The organism is Halomonas sp. LES1 (assembly GCF_031846005.1).
Lineage (GTDB): Bacteria > Pseudomonadota > Gammaproteobacteria > Pseudomonadales > Halomonadaceae > Halomonas.
Genome location: NZ_JAVRGC010000002.1, coordinates 312,224 through 327,625 on the forward strand (window position 1 = coordinate 312,224; position 15,402 = coordinate 327,625).

Here is a 15,402-nt window from a genome sequence, read left to right on the forward strand (position 1 = left end):
GCGGTCTTGCCCCAAGTCCAGCAGGTCAGCGTGTGCACATCGGGCAAGGGGCGTCGGGCAAGGGGTGTCAGGCGAGAAAGCGGGAGTCAGGCGATATGCAGCGTCACATCATGCTGCTCGAGCAGGCGGCAGATGGCGTCGGGTGGCGTGCGGTCGGTAAACAGGGCGTCGAGCTGGGCCAGGTTGCCCTGGCGAACCACCGGGTTGCGCTGGAACTTGGAGTGGTCGGTGGCCAGAAAGACCTTGCGGGAGTTGCGGATGATGGCCTGAGCGACCCGCACCTCCTGATAGTCGAACTCCAGCAGTGAGCCATCCTCGTCGATGCCGCTGATGCCGATGATGCCGAAATCGACCTTGAACTGGTTGATAAAGTCGATGGTCGCCTCGCCGATGATGCCGCCATCGCGGGAGCGAACCTGCCCGCCGGCGATGATCACGTTGAAGTCCTCCTTGTGCTGGAGGATCGCCGCCACATTGAGGTTGTTGGTGATCACCTCCAGCCCCTGGTGAGCGAGCAGTGCCTCGGCGATCACCTCGTTGCTGGTGCCGATATTGATGAACAGTGAGGAGTGGTCGGGCACGTGGCGGGCGAGCAGGGCGGCGATACGCTGCTTGGCCTCGAGATTGAGGGTCTTGCGGGTCGAGTAGGCGGTATTGACGGTGCTCGACTCCAGGCCAGCCCCGCCATGGACGCGGCGGATGCGCCCCTCGGCGGAGAGGGTGTTGAGGTCGCGGCGGATGGTCTGGGGCGTGACCGCGAAGTGTTCGGTGAGCTGCTCGATGCTGGCATAGCCCTGGCGACGCACCAGCTCGATGATCGCGTCCTGGCGTTGCTGTTGATTCATGGGGTCTCCTCGGCTTCCCGGATTTTTCATCGCCTTCATCGCCACGGCCGTCGCCGGCGGTGTGTCGGGGCGTTGGCGTTTGAGCGCGGTGATCGACTGGAGTAGTCTGAATGATCATAAACGAACATTGCCGTCAGGGCTTCGCCCAGGCTTGCCGTTAACCCCGTCACAGGATGCTTGCCATGGCTTCATACCTTCTGGCCATCGACCAGGGCACTACCAGCTCCCGCGCGATCCTCTTCGGCCGCCATGGGGAGTGCGTGGCCTCGGCACAGCGTGAATTTCCCCAACACTTTCCCAACGATGGCTGGATCGAGCATGACCCCGAGGATATCTGGGAGAGCGTGCTCGCCACCTGTCGCGAGGTGCTGACCATGGCGGGTGTGGACCCCCGGGCGATCGACGGGGTCGGTATCACCAATCAGCGCGAGACGACCCTGGTATGGGATCGGAACACCGGGGAGCCGCTGTATAACGCCATCGTCTGGCAGGACCGTCGCACCGACGAGGCGTGCCAGGCCTTGCGCCGGGCGGGTCATCTGGATGATGTTCAGGCGCGGACCGGTTTGCTGATCGATCCCTACTTCTCGGCCACCAAGCTGGCCTGGCTGCTCGATGAGGTGCCTGATGCCCGGGCCCGGGCCGAGCGTGGCGAGCTGGCCTTCGGCACCGTCGATACCTTCCTGATCTGGCGCCTGACCGGTGGTCGAGTGCACGCCACCGATGCCACCAACGCCTCGCGTACGGCCCTGTTCAATATCCATGAACAGTGTTGGGACGAGGCGTTGCTGGCCCTGTTCGATATTCCGGCGAGCCTGCTGCCCGAGGTCAAGGACTCCAGCGACGACTTCGGTGTGCTGGAGCGCCAGTGGCTGGGGCATGAGCTGCCCATCGCCGGGGTGGCGGGCGACCAGCAGGCCGCCTTGGTCGGCCAGGCCTGCTTCTCGCCGGGCATGGGCAAGAGTACCTATGGCACCGGCTGCTTCATGATCGTCAACACCGGGGAGAGTCCCGAGGTCTCGCGTAACCGCCTGCTGACCACGGTGGCCTATCGGCTGAATGGCAAGCCCACCTACGCCATGGAGGGCAGCATCTTCGTGGCGGGGGCCACCGTGCAGTGGCTGCGAGACGGCCTGCGGCTGTTTGCCGATGCCGCCGAGACGGAAGCCCTGGCCTGCCAGACCCGCAGTGGACACAGCGTCTATCTGGTGCCGGCCTTTACCGGTCTCGGGGCACCGCACTGGGACCCCCGGGCGCGAGGTGCCATTCTTGGTCTGACCCGAGACACCGGGATTGCGGAGATCGTGGCCGCCGGGCTGCAGGCCGTCTGCTATCAGACTCGGGACCTGCAGGAGTGCATGGATGACGATATGGCGGCATCCCCGGGCATCCTGCGGGTCGATGGCGGCATGGTCGCCAACAACTGGGTGATGCAGTTTCTCGCCGATATGCTCGGTGTGCCGGTGGACCGACCGACGGTTCTGGAGACCACGGCACTCGGCGCCGCCTATCTCGCCGGCCTGCGCCTGGGGTGGTATCGCGACCTCGAGGAGATTGCCGGACTCTGGCGGTGTGAAAGGCGATTTTCGCCGCAGATGGACGAGGGGGAGCGTGAGCGCCTCTATGCCGGCTGGAAGGAGGCCGTCGAGCGGGTGCGCACCCAGTAGCCCCGTGCCGGGCCAAGATGCTGATTCCTCGGCCTTGGTGGGAATATTGGGCTTGCATTTTCGGAGCGGATGGGTAGAATACGCATCCGTTGCCACGCATGATGCCATGCAGCCGGCGAGATGCAGGACCATAGCTCAGTTGGTTAGAGCGCCACGTTGACATCGTGGAGGTCGGCGGTTCAAATCCGCCTGGTCCTACCAGGTCTCACCTCTGGCAGCATTCCTTAGGACCATAGCTCAGTTGGTTAGAGCGCCACGTTGACATCGTGGAGGTCGGCGGTTCAAATCCGCCTGGTCCTACCAGATTTCGAATCACCCCCGCAGCCTCGCTGCGGGGGTGATTTGCTTTGCAGGGGTGCTAGGTGAGGTCGGTGCGCTCGATAAAGGTGGCGACCAGGGCCTCGACGCCCTCCCGATCGACCGCGCTGAAGCGGGCTTGCCTTGGGCTGTCCAGATCGAGTACGCCCCACAGGTCATCGTTCACGATGACCGGCACGACCAGCTCGGACCGCGATGCCGCATCGCAGGCGATATGGTCGGCCACGGCGTGGACGTCATCCACCCGCTGAGTGGTGCGAGTGCGTGCCGCGGCACCGCACACCCCCTTGCTGAAGGGGATCGGGTGGCAGGCCGGCTTGCCCTGGAAGGGGCCCAGGGTAAGCAGTTCGGGCTCGCCCTGTAGATAGAAGCCGACCCAGTTGAGGTCGGGTACCTGCTCCATGATAAAGGCGCAGGTCTGGGCGCTGTTGGTCAGCCAGTCACGGGTATCCAGCAGCGCCGCCAGTTGGCGGTTCAGCAGCGAGTAGTCGGGTGTCATCTTGGCTCCTTGAAATGCAAGGGCCGGCCTTGCGGCCGGCCCTTGCTTGTTGCTTGTCAATTCCGATGTCATGAGTCGCTAAGGATGGATATGCGTGGCGTGTAAGGCGGCATATCCTCCTGCGCTCACTTCCAGCCGGGTACCGCCTGGGCGCCAAACAGCTCCTCGGCCTTGGCCTCGACCGCGTCGGTCTGATAGGCCTTGACCAGCTGCTGGATCGCCTCACGCTCCTCGTCACCACCACGCACGGCGATCAGGTTGACATAGGGGGACTCCGGGCCCTCCTTGATCAGGGCGTCATCCAGGGTCAGGCCGGCGGGCTGGGCGAAGGTGTTGTTGATAAAGGCCATGTCCACATCGGGCAGCACCCGCGGCAGCTGGGCGGCCTCGATCTCGCGGAACTCGAAGTCACGCGGATTGGCGGCGATATTCAGCGGGGTGGCCTCGAGGTTCTCGGGATCCGTCAGCTCCAGCAGCCCCAGATTATGCATCAGGATCAGGGAGCGGCCCTCGTTGGAAGGGTCGTTGGGCAGGGCGATGGTGGCGCCGTCCGGGAGCTCCTCGATGCTGTCGTACTTGTCGGAGTAGGCGCCGATGGGGTAGACGAAGGTGTAGCCGGCGATGGCGAAGTCGTAGCCACGATCCTCCACCATGGAGCGCATGTAGGGCTCGTGCTGGTAGGCGTTGGCATCGAGGCTGCCGTCGGCCAGAGCGGCATTGGGGGTGACATAGTCGGTGAACTCGATGATCTCCACCTCGAGGCCATACTCGCGCTGGGCGATCTCGGCGGCGACCTCCATCACCTGGGTCTCGGGGCCGGCGACGGTGCCGACCTTGATGGCGTGATCATCGGCGAGGGCGGCGCCGGCACTCAGGGCCAGGGCGGAGGCGAGGGCGGTAGTGAGCAATGTCTTGTGCATGAGGCGGAATCTCCAAGTCTCGAGTCGGTGGAAATGATGATAACGAAATAAGAATAAAGATTTAAATAGCTTTTGGCTATTTGTGATCGCTCTTTCGCACCAGATAATCCCCCAGGCTCTGAAAGCCCTGCACCATGACGACCAGGATCGCCACGGTAATCAGCATGATGGTGGGGTTGAAACGGTTGTAGCCGTAGCGGATACCCAGGTCGCCCAGGCCGCCGCCGCCGACGGCACCGGCCATGGCCGAGTAGCTCACCAGGGTCACGATGGTAACGGTAAGGGCGGTGAAGATGCCGCCCCTGGCCTCCGGCAGCAGTACCTTGTGGATGATCTGCCAGGGGGTGGCGCCCATCGACTGGGCGGCCTCGACCAGGCCCGGATTGATCTCGTTGAGCGCACCCTCCACCAGGCGTGCGATAAAGGGGATGGCGGCGATGGTCAGTGGCACCGCGGCGGCGTTGGTGCCGATGGAGGTGCCAACGAGCATGCGCGTGAAGGGGATGATCGCCACCATCAGAATGATAAAGGGGATGGAGCGGCCGATATTGGTGATGATGCCCAGTGCATTATTGAGCACCGGCTGGGCCAGCACCTGGCCAGGACGGGTGACATAGAGCAGCACTCCCAGCGGGATGCCCGCCAGAGCCGAGATCACACCCGAGATGCCCACCATATAGAGGGTGTCGAGTGTTGCCTTGAGAATCAGTTCAAGCATCGCGCTGGACATGGCCGAGCACCTCCACCTGCAGGTCGTGGGATTCGAGATAGTCGAGGGCCTCGCGGGTCTTGGCCGCGGGACCCATGAGTTCGGCGATCATCAGGCCCAGGGTGCGCTCCTGGATCGACTCCACCTTGGCCTGAAGGATGCTGACGTCGACGCCGCACTCCCTGGCCAGACGCGATACCAGCGGTGCGGCCACGGCATCGCCACGGAAGGCCAGTCGCACCACCGGATGAGTGTGCGGGCCCGGTGACTCCTCGAGGCGCTCGATGAGGGCGCGGGGAGGCTCCAGCTTGAGAAAGTCATTGAGGAACTCACGTCCTAGGCGCGTGTTCGGTGAGGTGAAGAAGTCGCCCACCTCGGCCTCTTCCACCAGCTCGCCGTCGGAGATCAGGCTGACGCGATGGCAGATCGATTTGACCACCTCCATCTCATGGGTAATCAGCAGGATGGTCAGGCCGAGCTGCTGGTTGATATCGCGCAGCAGGGCGAGGATCGAACCGGTGGTCTGGGGGTCGAGGGCCGAGGTCGCCTCGTCGCAAAGCAGTACCTTGGGGCGGCTGGCCAGCGCGCGAGCGATGGCCACACGCTGCTTCTGGCCGCCGGAGAGCTGGGCCGGGTACTGGCTGGCCTTGTCGGCGAGGCCGACCATCTCCAGCAGGGGGGTAACGCGGCTGCGGATCTCGGCCCGCGGCATGCCCATCAGCTCCAGGGGCAGGGCGACGTTGGCGAAGACCGTGCGATTGGTCAGCAGGTTGAAGTGCTGAAAGATCATGCCCATGCCGTGCCGCGCCTGGTTGAGCGCCTGGCGCGACAGGCCGGTGAGCTCCCGCCCATCGACGGTGACGGTGCCTGTGGTGGGGCGCTCGAGAAGGTTGACGCAGCGGATCAGCGTCGACTTGCCGGCCCCGGAGAGGCCGATCACACCATGGATCTGGCCCGCGGGCACGTGGAAGTCGACCTGCTTGAGTGCCTGGACGCTTCGGGCGACGCCATCACGGCGTCCCTTGAGCTGGTAGGTCTTGGAAACGTTGTGGAGTCGGATCATGGATGCCACCGCTGGGGGCGCCGAGGCGGGCGGTGCAGGATGGGGGCAAAAAAAAGGCCACCCTGGCGGGTGGCCATCAACGCTGGACACACCCTTTTAGCTGCACTTCACGGCTTGATCGAGTCATGCCGCGGGCGCCCGCAAGCCGGGTTCAAATCGGCGCCATTCAATGTAGCCGGCAAGGATAGGGGTCGGCCGGGGACCTGTCAATCCTGCCGCATGGCTTCCTGCTGGATGGCGCCTTGCGCCATAACATGCTTTGTCGATGACGTGTTTTCCAGTGGATATTGTGGAACTGCACGGCGATGGACGGGGAGGGGAAGAATTTCCTACACTCATGCCTCTTTCCGCCCCGGACCGGGGGCGCCAGCAGCCAAGGAGACGCCATGTTCACTGGCATCGTGCAGGGCACCGCCGAGGTGGTGGCCATCCAGGAGGCCGAGGCCTTCCGAACCCATGTCGTCCTGTTGCCGGAAGCGCTGCGCAGTGGGCTGGAGATCGGCGCCTCGGTGGCCCATAACGGGGTCTGCCTGACGGTAACCGCCATCGCCGAGGAGGGGGTGAGCTTCGATCTGATGCGCGAGACGCTGCGGGTCACTAATCTCGGCACCCTGGCGGTGGGGGATCGCGTCAATATCGAGCGGGCCGCGCGCTTCGGCGATGAGATCGGTGGCCACGCGATGTCGGGACATATCATGGCGCAGGCCGAGCTGGTCGAGCTCGATGAGGCGCCCAACAACCGTCGGCTATGGTTCGAGCTGCCGCATGCCCTGGGACGCTTCCTGTTCGACAAGGGCTATATCGGTGTGGATGGCGCGAGCCTCACCATCGGCGAGGTACGCCAGGCCACCGGCGGGCAGGGGCCACGCTTCTGCGTCGACCTGATTCCCGAGACCCTGCAGCGCACCACCCTGGGGGAGCGTGTGCCGGGTGACCGGGTCAATATCGAGATCGATCCCCAGACCCAGGCGATCGTCGAGACGGTCGAGCGGGTGCTGGCGACCAGGGCGACCCAGTAGCGACGTCGAGAGGGCGTTGGTGGATGGACTGGCGATTGGCCCATGAGTTGCTTATACAGAGTGCAGGATTGAAGACCGCCGAATAGGCGGTCGCCTCGCATCAACGGAGGGCTTTGGGTACCATGTGCCGCTTTTCCCGCCCCCCGGGGAACTCTCATACCGTCCACGCGCGCAGGAACGAGCCCCATGAAGAGCCTGATAGACAATCATTTCAAGCTAGCCGAGCACGGCACCAGCATCAAGACCGAGGTCATCGCGGGGATCACCACCTTCCTGACGATGGCCTACATCATCTTCGTCAACCCCAGCATCCTCTCCGAGGCTGGGATGGACTATGGTGCGGTCTTCGTGGCGACCTGCCTGGCCGCGGCACTGGGCTGTCTGGTGATGGGATTGTGGGCCAACTACCCCATCGCCCAGGCGCCGGGCATGGGGCTCAACGCCTTCTTTACCTACGGTGTGGTGCTCGGCATGGGCTACACCTGGGAGGCGGCCCTGGGGGCGGTGTTCTTCTCGGGGTTCATCTTCCTGCTGCTCAGCATCTTCCGGGTGCGTGAGTGGATCATCAACTCGATTCCGCTCTCGCTGCGTCTTGGCATCGCGGCCGGTATCGGCCTGTTCCTGGCGATGATCGCCATGAAGAATGCCGGCATAGTGGTCGCCAATCCGGCCACCTACGTGTCGGTGGGGGACCTCTCCGAGCCCTCGGCACTATATGCCTTGCTGGGCTTCTTCGTGATAACCGCGCTCTCCTACATGCGGGTCACCGGCGCGGTGATGATCGGCATCCTCGGTATCACCGTGCTCTCCATGCTGCTGGGGCATAACGAGTATGGTGGCCTGATGTCCATGCCGCCCTCCATCCTGCCCACCTTCATGGCGCTGGACCTGGCCGGGGCGCTGGATATCGCCATGCTGAGCGTGATCTTCGCCTTCCTGTTCGTCGACCTCTTCGACACCTCCGGCACCCTGATCGGCGTGGCCCACAAGGGGGGGCTGCTGGACAAGGAGGGCAAGCTGCCGCGCATCGGTCGTGCCATGATGGCCGACAGTACGGCCTCCATGGCCGGCTCCGTGCTGGGCACTTCCACCACCACCAGTTATGTGGAGTCCACCGCCGGTATCGTCTCGGGCGGACGCACCGGCCTCACCGCCGTGGTGGTGGCCGTGCTGTTCCTGATCAGCCTGTTCTTCGCCCCGCTGGCGGGTTCCATCCCGGCCTATGCCACCGCCGGCGCACTGCTCTATGTGGCGGTGCTGATGGCCAGCAGCCTGGCTCACGCCAACTGGGATGACCCCACGGATGCCGCGCCGGTGTTGATCGCTGCCCTGGCCATGCCGCTGACCTTCTCCATCGCGGAAGGGATTGCGCTGGGCTTCATCAGCTTCGTTGCCATCAAGACGCTGTCGGGCCGCTTCCGCGATCTCAACCCCGCGGTGATCGTGCTGGCCCTGCTGTTTGCCGCCAAGTTCCTGTTCCTCGACTGAACGAACACTCACTACCGAGAACCGTCATGAGCATCTACGGCGACTATATCAAGTCCGTCATTCGCACCGTTCCCGACTGGCCCAACCCAGGGGTGAACTTCCGCGATATCACCCCGCTGCTGCAGAACAGTGCGGCCTTTCGCAAGCTGATCGACAGTTTCGTGCATCGCTACCAGGAGATGGATATCGATGCCGTGGCGGCCATCGATGCACGCGGTTTCATCGTCGGTGCACCGCTGGCCTATGAGCTGGGATGCAGCTTCGTGCCGGTGCGCAAGAAGGGCAAGCTGCCGTTTCGTACCATCAGCGAGACCTATACCCTGGAGTACGGCGAGGCCGAGGTGGAGCTACACTCCGACGCCTTTCAGAGCGGTGATCGCATCCTGATCGTCGATGACCTGATCGCCACCGGCGGTACCATGCTGGCCGCGGCCAAGCTGATCAGCCGCAGCGGTGGCCAGGTGGTGGAGACCGCCACCATCGTCGATCTGCCTGATCTCGGTGGGTCGCAGCGCATCCGCGAGGCCAAGTACAGCGTCTTCGCCGTCTGCTCCTTCACCGAGGACGAGTAACGTCATGAGCACCAACCGCTACCACCAACACTTCACCGTCTCCTGGGATCAGCTGCACCGCGACGTGCGCGAGCTCTGCCGCCGCCTGGTGGAGCGCGACTTCAAGGGAGTCATCGCCATCACGCGCGGCGGCCTGATTCCCGCGGCGCTGATTGCCCGCGAACTCAATGTTCGCGTGATCGACACCGTCTGCATCAAGAGCTATGACCATATGGAACAGGGCGGACTCGATGTCCTGAAGGGGGTCGACCATGACGGCGACGGCTGGCTGCTGGTCGATGATCTGGTGGATACCGGCAAGACCGCACGCAAGGTGCGCGAGATGCTGCCGCGTGCGCACTTCGTGACCGTCTACGCCAAGCCCGAGGGCAAGCCCCTGGTCGACCAGTATCTGACCGAGGTGGCTCAGGAGTGCTGGATCCAGTTCCCATGGGATATGGGTGTGGCCTATGTCGAGCCGCTGGTCGATCAGGTCAAGCGCTGAGGCGAGGAGGGCCGGGGATGGCTGCACCGTTACCCGCCAGCTGGCGGCAGTGGCTCGAGGAGGAGTTTCAGGCGCCCTACATGCAGGCGCTGCGCGACTTCCTGGCCGCCGAGAAGGCGGCCAGGAAGGTGATCTACCCGCACTCCTCGGAGTGGTTTCGAGCCTTCGAGCTGACACCGCTGGAGAGGGTCAAGGTCGTGATCCTCGGCCAGGACCCCTATCACGGCCCCGGCCAGGCTCATGGACTGTGCTTCTCGGTGAAGCCTGGCGTGCGCACGCCACCCTCCCTTGTCAATATCTACAAGGAGCTCGAGGCAGACGTCGGTTTCATTCCCGTGTCGCACGGTAACCTTGAGCACTGGGCGCGCCAGGGCGTGCTGTTGCTCAACACCTCGTTGACGGTGGAGCAGGGCTGCGCCGGCTCGCATCGGGGACGCGGCTGGGAGGCCTTCACCGACCGTGCGATCGAGACGGTCAGTGCCCACGCCGAGCCCTCGGTATTCCTGCTGTGGGGCAGCCATGCCCGTCAGAAGAGAGCGCTGGTGGATCGCTCGCGCCATCTGGTGCTGGAGTCGCCACACCCTTCGCCGCTCTCGGCCTACCGCGGCTTCTTCGGCAACCATCACTTCTCCCGGGCCAATGCGTTTCTCGCCGAACACGGTCGTGAGCCCATCGACTGGCAGCTGCCCGAGCGCATCGATGAGAGTACGCCTTAACCTCAACGCAGGATGCGAGTAGAATGGCGCGCAATTTGTCGCCCGGGTCCATGCGACCAAGGTCGACGGGTTCCGCCACCCGCTACTCCCGCTGTACTACCTGAGAGGTTCCGCCCATGAGCGTCCATGCCATCCAGCACCCCCTGGTCCAGCACAAGCTGGGCCTGATGCGTGAAGCCGGCATCAGCACCAAGAGCTTTCGTGAACTGGCCGGCGAACTGGCCAAGCTGCTCACCTACGAGGCGACCCAGGATCTGGAGCTTCAGATCCAGGATATCGATGGCTGGAGTGGCGAGAAGATCCCGGTTCAACTGCTCAAGGGCAAGAAGGTCACCATCGTGCCGATCCTGCGCGCCGGGCTGGGCATGCTTGATGGTGTCACCGACCTGATTCCCAGTGCCCGGATCAGCGTGGTAGGCCTCTATCGGGATGAGGAGACCCTCGAGCCGGTGCCCTATTTCGCCAAGTTCGCCAAGGGGCTCGACGAGCGCATGGCCATCGTCATCGACCCCATGCTGGCCACCGGCGGCACCATGGTGGCAACGCTGGACATGCTGCGGGAGCGGGGCTGCAAGCATATGAAGGTGATCGTGCTGGTGGCCGCCCCCGAGGGCATCAAGCGGGTACAGGACGCCTACCCCGATATCGAGATCTATACCGCCGGGGTGGATGAGCGCCTCGACGAGAACGGCTATATCGTCCCGGGACTGGGCGATGCCGGTGACAAGATCTTCGGTACTCGTTGAACGACCTTACGCCTCTACCGAGTTACCCCTGATGCCGACCCCCGTTACCCGTCTGTGGTAGCGGGCGTCGTGTGTGTCGCTTCCCGCCTATTGCGCTTCGCTACGTTCTCGATGCTGCAAAGTTCTCGATGCTGCGAAATGTTCGTTTTCGATCATGTCGCGGAATCGACGGCCCCGCCTTTTCTCCTCTAAACGTCTATTGGACGAAAGTTTAGCGATTAAAAAAAGCATGCACTAACAGAGTGTTCTTCGCGCGTCCCGGCCTACCGGTGGGTCGGTGGCGTCATTTTCGGTTGGTGACATTTGTGTTTGAAACCGAATTTCGGCTACGTTGTATACAGCAGACACTGAAAACAATCGATAACAACGAACGGTCGAGATCTGTATGTCATTGATTTTAGAAAACATCGATCAGGTGATCGGTGGTGCCACTCATATCTCGGGCGTGAACTTGGAGCTCCAGCCGGGCTCGTTCAATGTCCTGTTGGGACGAACGCTGGCGGGAAAGACCACACTGATGCGGCTGATGGCCGGGCTGGATACGCCTGCCCGGGGTCGCATCCTGATGAACGGCGAAGACGTGACCGGGCGCTCTGTTCGCAAGCGTAACGTCTCGATGGTCTATCAGCAGTTCATCAACTACCCGACCCTCACCGTCTACGACAATATCGCTTCTCCCCTCAGGCTGGCCAGGGTCGCCACCGCCGAGATCGATCGGCGTGTGCGGGAAGTCGCCGAGATGTTGCATATCGAGCACCTTCTCGATCGCCTGCCTCTCGAGCTCTCCGGCGGTCAGCAGCAACGGACCGCCATGGGGCGGGCGCTGGCGAAGGATGCCGATGTGGTGCTCTTCGATGAGCCGCTGGTCAACCTCGATTACAAGCTCCGAGAGGAATTTCGCGACGAGCTGCGTGCGGTGTTCAGCGAGCGCAACTGTATCGCGGTATATGCCACGACAGAGCCCGGAGAGGCCCTGGCTCTGGGTGGCAATACCGCTGTCCTGCATGAAGGACGCCTGGTGCAGTATGGTCGTACAGAAGATGTCTATCATCGTCCACGTGACATCCTGGCCGCAGAGCTGTTTTCCGAGCCCCCGATCAATATCGTGAAGGGGGTAATCTCTGGCGGGGAGGTGACCTTCGACAAGACGCTGCATTTTCCCATTAATGATGATCTGCGCGGTCTTGCCCCGGGGGAGTACCGTTTTGGCGTGCGTGCTTCCCATATCTCTCTCCTGCCTCGGGCCGAGAGTGATATCGAGCTGAAGATGACAGTCGACCTGGCGGAGATCAGCGGGTCCGAGACGTTTCTTCATGTGCACAACGATCTGTATCACATGACGGCGCACCTCGAGGGGGTTCTCGAGTTTCGTGTCGATGCGCCCGTGACGCTCTATTTTCCTACCCACAAGATCTATGCATTCGATCATGAGGGTGCGGTGGTGCATATACCGAGCCACCTGGGAGGAGTCTGACATGGCCGAGATCACCTTGAAGTCCCTGGCACATACCTACCTTCCTGATCCTCGCTCGCCGGAGGACTACGCCATCCGCGAGATGGACCATGTTTGGCATCAGGGGGGCGCCTATGCCCTCCTGGGGCCTTCGGGCTGCGGAAAATCGACGCTTCTCAATATTATTTCGGGCTTGCTGGAGCCCTCCAGCGGCGAGGTTCTCTTCGACGGGGAGGTGGTCAATGACCTGCCTCCCGAGGCGCGCAATATCGCTCAGGTTTTCCAGTTTCCCGTGGTCTACGACACCATGACGGTCTACGACAACCTGGCCTTTCCACTGCGCAACGTGAAGACACCGGCACGGCGTATCCATGAGCGTGTCATGGAGGTCGCCGAGGTGCTGGAGCTTACGCCACAGCTCAAGCGCAGGGCCAGGAACCTTACCGCGGACGAAAAGCAGAAGGTCTCCATGGGCAGGGGGCTTGTGCGAGAAGATGTCTCCGCCATCCTCTTCGACGAGCCGCTCACCGTTATCGACCCACAGCTCAAGTGGAAGCTGCGTCGCAAGCTGAAGGAGATCCATCAGCGTTTCGAGATCACCATGGTCTACGTGACCCATGACCAGCTCGAGGCCTCTACCTTTGCCGACAAGATCGCCGTCATGTACGAGGGGCAGGTCGTGCAGTTTGGAACCCCAAGGGAGCTGTTCGAGAGGCCTAACCATACCTTCGTGGGTTACTTCATCGGCAGCCCTGGCATGAACTTTCTGGAGGTGGAGGCCAGGGGCGGGAACGTGATGGCCGGAAGCGTCGAGCTGGCGGTCGAGCAGGCCGTCCATGATGCGGTGGTCCATGCCACGTCCACCAACATCAGGCTTGGTATTCGCCCGGAGTTCATCGAGGTGCATGCCGAGCGGGTCGAGGGGGGGATGGAGGCGAGGGTGAATCACGTTCAGGACTTCGGGACCTATTCGATCGTCTACCTGACATTGGGCAGGATAGAGCTGAAGGCGCGTATCGAGGAGGATCAGGTTGCGCCGACCGGCCAGGCCTGGCTGCGTTTTCCCAATGAGCGACTCGGCCTTTACATCGATGAATACCGCGTGGAGGTCGGCCATGAATAAGGTTTACAGCAACCGCGCCTGGTGGCTGATTCTGCCGATGCTCCTGCTGGTGGCCTTTTCGGCCGTTATTCCCCTGATGACGGTGGTGAACTACTCGGTACAGGACGTCTTCGACGCCAATACGCGCTTCTTCACGGGCACCGAATGGTTCAGGGAGATGCTCAATGATCCGGCGCTGCAGGCCGCTGTGTTGCGTCAGTTCGCCTTCTCGCTGACCGTGCTGGCCATCGAGGTGCCACTGGGGATCGGCATCGCCCTGATAATGCCCAGGAAGGGGTGGCAGGCCTCGGCCGTGCTGATCCTGGTGACCATGCCACTACTGATTCCATGGAACGTGGTCGGCAGCATCTGGCAGATTTTCTCGCGGGGGGATATCGGCCTGCTGGGCTGGAGCCTGCGGGAGCTTGGCTATGGCTACAACATCACCTCGAGCCCGGTAGATGCCTGGGCGACCATCATCCTGATGGATGTCTGGCACTGGACGCCGCTGATCGCACTGCTTTGCTACAGCGGTCTGCGTTCTATCCCCGATGCCTACTACCAGGCGGCGCGTATCGACCGTGCCTCGAAATGGTCCGTGTTCCGCTACATTCAGCTGCCCAAGCTTACCAATGTGCTGGTGATAGGGGTGCTGCTGCGTTTCATGCACTCCTTCATGATCTATGCCGAACCCTTCGTGCTTACGGGGGGAGGCCCCGGCAGCTCCACGACCTTCCTGAGCCAGTCGTTGACGACCATGGCGATCGGACAGCAGGACCTGGGCCCGTCGGCGGCGTTCTCGCTGATCTATTTCCTGATCATCCTGCTGGTCACCTGGGTGTTCTATACGGCGATCATGAATATGCAAAAAGATGATAACAATAGGGAGGCATGATATGCGCGATTCAGTGCCCACCACCCCGGATGCGGTACGCCAGCAGGCAGCGGCCGCCAACAACCGTCGGCGTCGCAAGGCGCGTCCGGCCTCTCGCCAGTGGCGCCGTCGGGCACTGATGACCGCCTATATCATTTTTGTTCTGCTGCCTATCTACTGGCTACTCAATATGTCCTTTCAGTCCAATACCGAGATCCTGGGTGGACTGACCCTGTGGCCCGACAACTTCACCATCGAGCATTACGCCAAGATTCTGACCGAATCCAGCTGGTATATGGGCTACGTGAACTCGATCACCTATGTGTTGATGAACATGTTGATCAGCATTGCGGTCGCGCTTCCAGCCGCCTATGCCTTCAGCCGGTACCGGTTCATCGGCGACAAGCATCTCTTCTTCTGGCTGTTGACTAACCTGATGGCACCACCGGCAGTTTTCCTGTTGCCCTATTTCCAGCTCTACTACACGGTCGGGCTGTTCGATACCCATATTGCGGTGGCACTGGCCCATTGCCTGTTCAATATTCCATTGGCGGTATGGATTCTCGAGGGCTTCATGAGCGGGGTGCCCAAGGAGATCGACGAAACGGCCTTTATCGATGGCTATAGCTTTCCAGCGTTCTTCGTGAAGATCTTCATCCCCATGATCAGTTCGGGTATCGGCGTGACCCTGTTCTTCCTGTTCATGTTCTCCTGGGTCGAGCTGCTGCTGGCCAGTACGCTGACCTCCACCGGGGCTCAGCCCATTGCCTCGGTAATGACTCAGACCAAAGGGGCCTCGGGCATCGACTGGGGGGCTCTGGCGGCGGCCGGTGCGCTGACGATCGTGCCGGGCATCGTGGTGGTCTATTTCGTTCGCAACCATATTGCCAAGGGCTTCGCCCTGGGGCGGACCTGAGAGGGGCGAAA

At 62.4% G+C, this 15,402-nt stretch carries 16 protein-coding genes and 2 tRNA genes; 13 read left to right on the top strand and 5 right to left on the bottom strand.

Annotated features, from left to right (window positions below):
* Positions 1–86: 86 nt before the first annotated feature.
* Complete coding sequence (locus tag RM463_RS05660; RefSeq protein WP_311429313.1) at positions 87–845, bottom strand: DeoR/GlpR family transcriptional regulator; 759 nt, start codon at positions 843–845, stop codon at positions 87–89.
* Between the two features lie 182 nt (positions 846–1,027).
* On the opposite strand from RM463_RS05660, the gene glpK reads away from it, so the two are divergent.
* From glpK to RM463_RS05675, 3 genes are all read left to right on the top strand, one after another.
* Positions 1,028–2,512 (top strand): glycerol kinase GlpK, encoded by a 1,485-nt coding sequence (glpK, locus tag RM463_RS05665; protein WP_311429314.1) that lies wholly within the window; start codon positions 1,028–1,030, stop codon positions 2,510–2,512.
* Positions 2,513–2,636: 124 nt separating this feature from the next.
* Positions 2,637–2,713 (top strand) — tRNA-Val (locus RM463_RS05670).
* Between the two features lie 25 nt (positions 2,714–2,738).
* Positions 2,739–2,815, top strand: a tRNA-Val gene (locus RM463_RS05675).
* 55 nt (positions 2,816–2,870) lie between these two features.
* Here the strand turns inward: RM463_RS05675 and RM463_RS05680 are convergent.
* The 4 genes from RM463_RS05680 to RM463_RS05695 form a co-directional block, all read right to left on the bottom strand.
* Positions 2,871–3,329 carry a GAF domain-containing protein gene (locus tag RM463_RS05680; RefSeq protein WP_311429315.1) on the bottom strand — a complete coding sequence of 153 codons (459 nt, stop codon included), beginning with the start codon at positions 3,327–3,329 and terminating at the stop codon, positions 2,871–2,873.
* A gap of 125 nt (positions 3,330–3,454) precedes the next feature.
* Entirely contained in the window at positions 3,455–4,249 is a 795-nt protein-coding gene (locus tag RM463_RS05685; protein WP_311429316.1) for a MetQ/NlpA family ABC transporter substrate-binding protein, read from the bottom strand.
* 76 nt (positions 4,250–4,325) lie between these two features.
* Positions 4,326–4,979, bottom strand: coding sequence for a methionine ABC transporter permease (locus tag RM463_RS05690; protein ID WP_195689359.1), 654 nt, complete (start codon positions 4,977–4,979; stop codon positions 4,326–4,328).
* Entirely contained in the window at positions 4,960–6,021 is a 1,062-nt protein-coding gene (locus RM463_RS05695) for a methionine ABC transporter ATP-binding protein (protein WP_311429317.1), read from the bottom strand. Before RM463_RS05695 ends, RM463_RS05690 begins: the two co-directional genes overlap by 20 nt.
* Before the next feature lie 386 nt (positions 6,022–6,407).
* Here RM463_RS05695 and RM463_RS05700 point away from each other — a divergent pair, with 386 nt between their 5' ends.
* The 10 genes from RM463_RS05700 to RM463_RS05745 all read left to right on the top strand — a co-directional run bounded on the left by RM463_RS05700 (position 6,408) and on the right by RM463_RS05745 (position 15,391).
* The gene (locus RM463_RS05700) at positions 6,408–7,040 is read left to right on the top strand and encodes a riboflavin synthase subunit alpha (protein WP_311429318.1); all 633 of its coding nucleotides are present in this window, start codon (positions 6,408–6,410) and stop codon (positions 7,038–7,040) included.
* Positions 7,041–7,226: 186 nt separating this feature from the next.
* A complete protein-coding gene (locus RM463_RS05705) occupies positions 7,227–8,528 on the top strand; it encodes an NCS2 family permease (protein WP_311429319.1) in 1,302 nt (433 codons plus the stop codon).
* 26 nt (positions 8,529–8,554) lie between these two features.
* Positions 8,555–9,100, top strand: coding sequence for an adenine phosphoribosyltransferase (locus RM463_RS05710; protein WP_132044833.1), 546 nt, complete (start codon positions 8,555–8,557; stop codon positions 9,098–9,100).
* Between the two features lie 4 nt (positions 9,101–9,104).
* Positions 9,105–9,584, top strand: a complete 480-nt coding sequence (gene gpt / locus RM463_RS05715; RefSeq protein ID WP_132044831.1) for a xanthine phosphoribosyltransferase — start codon at positions 9,105–9,107, stop codon at positions 9,582–9,584.
* Between the two features lie 17 nt (positions 9,585–9,601).
* Positions 9,602–10,300, top strand: coding sequence for a uracil-DNA glycosylase (gene ung / locus RM463_RS05720; protein WP_311429320.1), 699 nt, complete (start codon positions 9,602–9,604; stop codon positions 10,298–10,300).
* Positions 10,301–10,416: 116 nt separating this feature from the next.
* Positions 10,417–11,046 (top strand): uracil phosphoribosyltransferase, encoded by a 630-nt coding sequence (upp, locus tag RM463_RS05725; protein WP_195689354.1) that lies wholly within the window; start codon positions 10,417–10,419, stop codon positions 11,044–11,046.
* A 385-nt stretch (positions 11,047–11,431) separates the two neighbouring features.
* Entirely contained in the window at positions 11,432–12,520 is a 1,089-nt protein-coding gene (locus RM463_RS05730; RefSeq protein ID WP_311429321.1) for an ABC transporter ATP-binding protein, read from the top strand.
* 1 nt (position 12,521) lies between these two features.
* Complete coding sequence (locus RM463_RS05735; protein ID WP_311429322.1) at positions 12,522–13,622, top strand: ABC transporter ATP-binding protein; 1,101 nt, start codon at positions 12,522–12,524, stop codon at positions 13,620–13,622.
* A complete protein-coding gene (locus tag RM463_RS05740; protein ID WP_311429323.1) occupies positions 13,615–14,496 on the top strand; it encodes a sugar ABC transporter permease in 882 nt (293 codons plus the stop codon). Before RM463_RS05735 ends, RM463_RS05740 begins: the two co-directional genes overlap by 8 nt.
* Before the next feature lies 1 nt (position 14,497).
* A complete protein-coding gene (locus tag RM463_RS05745; protein ID WP_409228319.1) occupies positions 14,498–15,391 on the top strand; it encodes a carbohydrate ABC transporter permease in 894 nt (297 codons plus the stop codon).
* Positions 15,392–15,402: the final 11 nt, after the last annotated feature.

Bases quoted from the DNA above. Each gene is read 5' to 3' on its own strand.
- RM463_RS05660 (WP_311429313.1), bottom strand. From the start codon at position 845: ATGAATCAACAGCAACGCCAGGACGCGATCATCGAGCTGGTGCGTCGC.
- glpK (WP_311429314.1), top strand. From the start codon at position 1,028: ATGGCTTCATACCTTCTGGCCATCGACCAGGGCACTACCAGCTCCCGC.
- RM463_RS05680 (WP_311429315.1), bottom strand. From the start codon at position 3,329: ATGACACCCGACTACTCGCTGCTGAACCGCCAACTGGCGGCGCTGCTG.
- RM463_RS05685 (WP_311429316.1), bottom strand. From the start codon at position 4,249: ATGCACAAGACATTGCTCACTACCGCCCTCGCCTCCGCCCTGGCCCTG.
- RM463_RS05690 (WP_195689359.1), bottom strand. From the start codon at position 4,979: ATGTCCAGCGCGATGCTTGAACTGATTCTCAAGGCAACACTCGACACC.
- RM463_RS05695 (WP_311429317.1), bottom strand. From the start codon at position 6,021: ATGATCCGACTCCACAACGTTTCCAAGACCTACCAGCTCAAGGGACGC.
- RM463_RS05700 (WP_311429318.1), top strand. From the start codon at position 6,408: ATGTTCACTGGCATCGTGCAGGGCACCGCCGAGGTGGTGGCCATCCAG.
- RM463_RS05705 (WP_311429319.1), top strand. From the start codon at position 7,227: ATGAAGAGCCTGATAGACAATCATTTCAAGCTAGCCGAGCACGGCACC.
- RM463_RS05710 (WP_132044833.1), top strand. From the start codon at position 8,555: ATGAGCATCTACGGCGACTATATCAAGTCCGTCATTCGCACCGTTCCC.
- gpt (WP_132044831.1), top strand. From the start codon at position 9,105: ATGAGCACCAACCGCTACCACCAACACTTCACCGTCTCCTGGGATCAG.
- ung (WP_311429320.1), top strand. From the start codon at position 9,602: ATGGCTGCACCGTTACCCGCCAGCTGGCGGCAGTGGCTCGAGGAGGAG.
- upp (WP_195689354.1), top strand. From the start codon at position 10,417: ATGAGCGTCCATGCCATCCAGCACCCCCTGGTCCAGCACAAGCTGGGC.
- RM463_RS05730 (WP_311429321.1), top strand. From the start codon at position 11,432: ATGTCATTGATTTTAGAAAACATCGATCAGGTGATCGGTGGTGCCACT.
- RM463_RS05735 (WP_311429322.1), top strand. From the start codon at position 12,522: ATGGCCGAGATCACCTTGAAGTCCCTGGCACATACCTACCTTCCTGAT.
- RM463_RS05740 (WP_311429323.1), top strand. From the start codon at position 13,615: ATGAATAAGGTTTACAGCAACCGCGCCTGGTGGCTGATTCTGCCGATG.
- RM463_RS05745 (WP_409228319.1), top strand. From the start codon at position 14,498: ATGCGCGATTCAGTGCCCACCACCCCGGATGCGGTACGCCAGCAGGCA.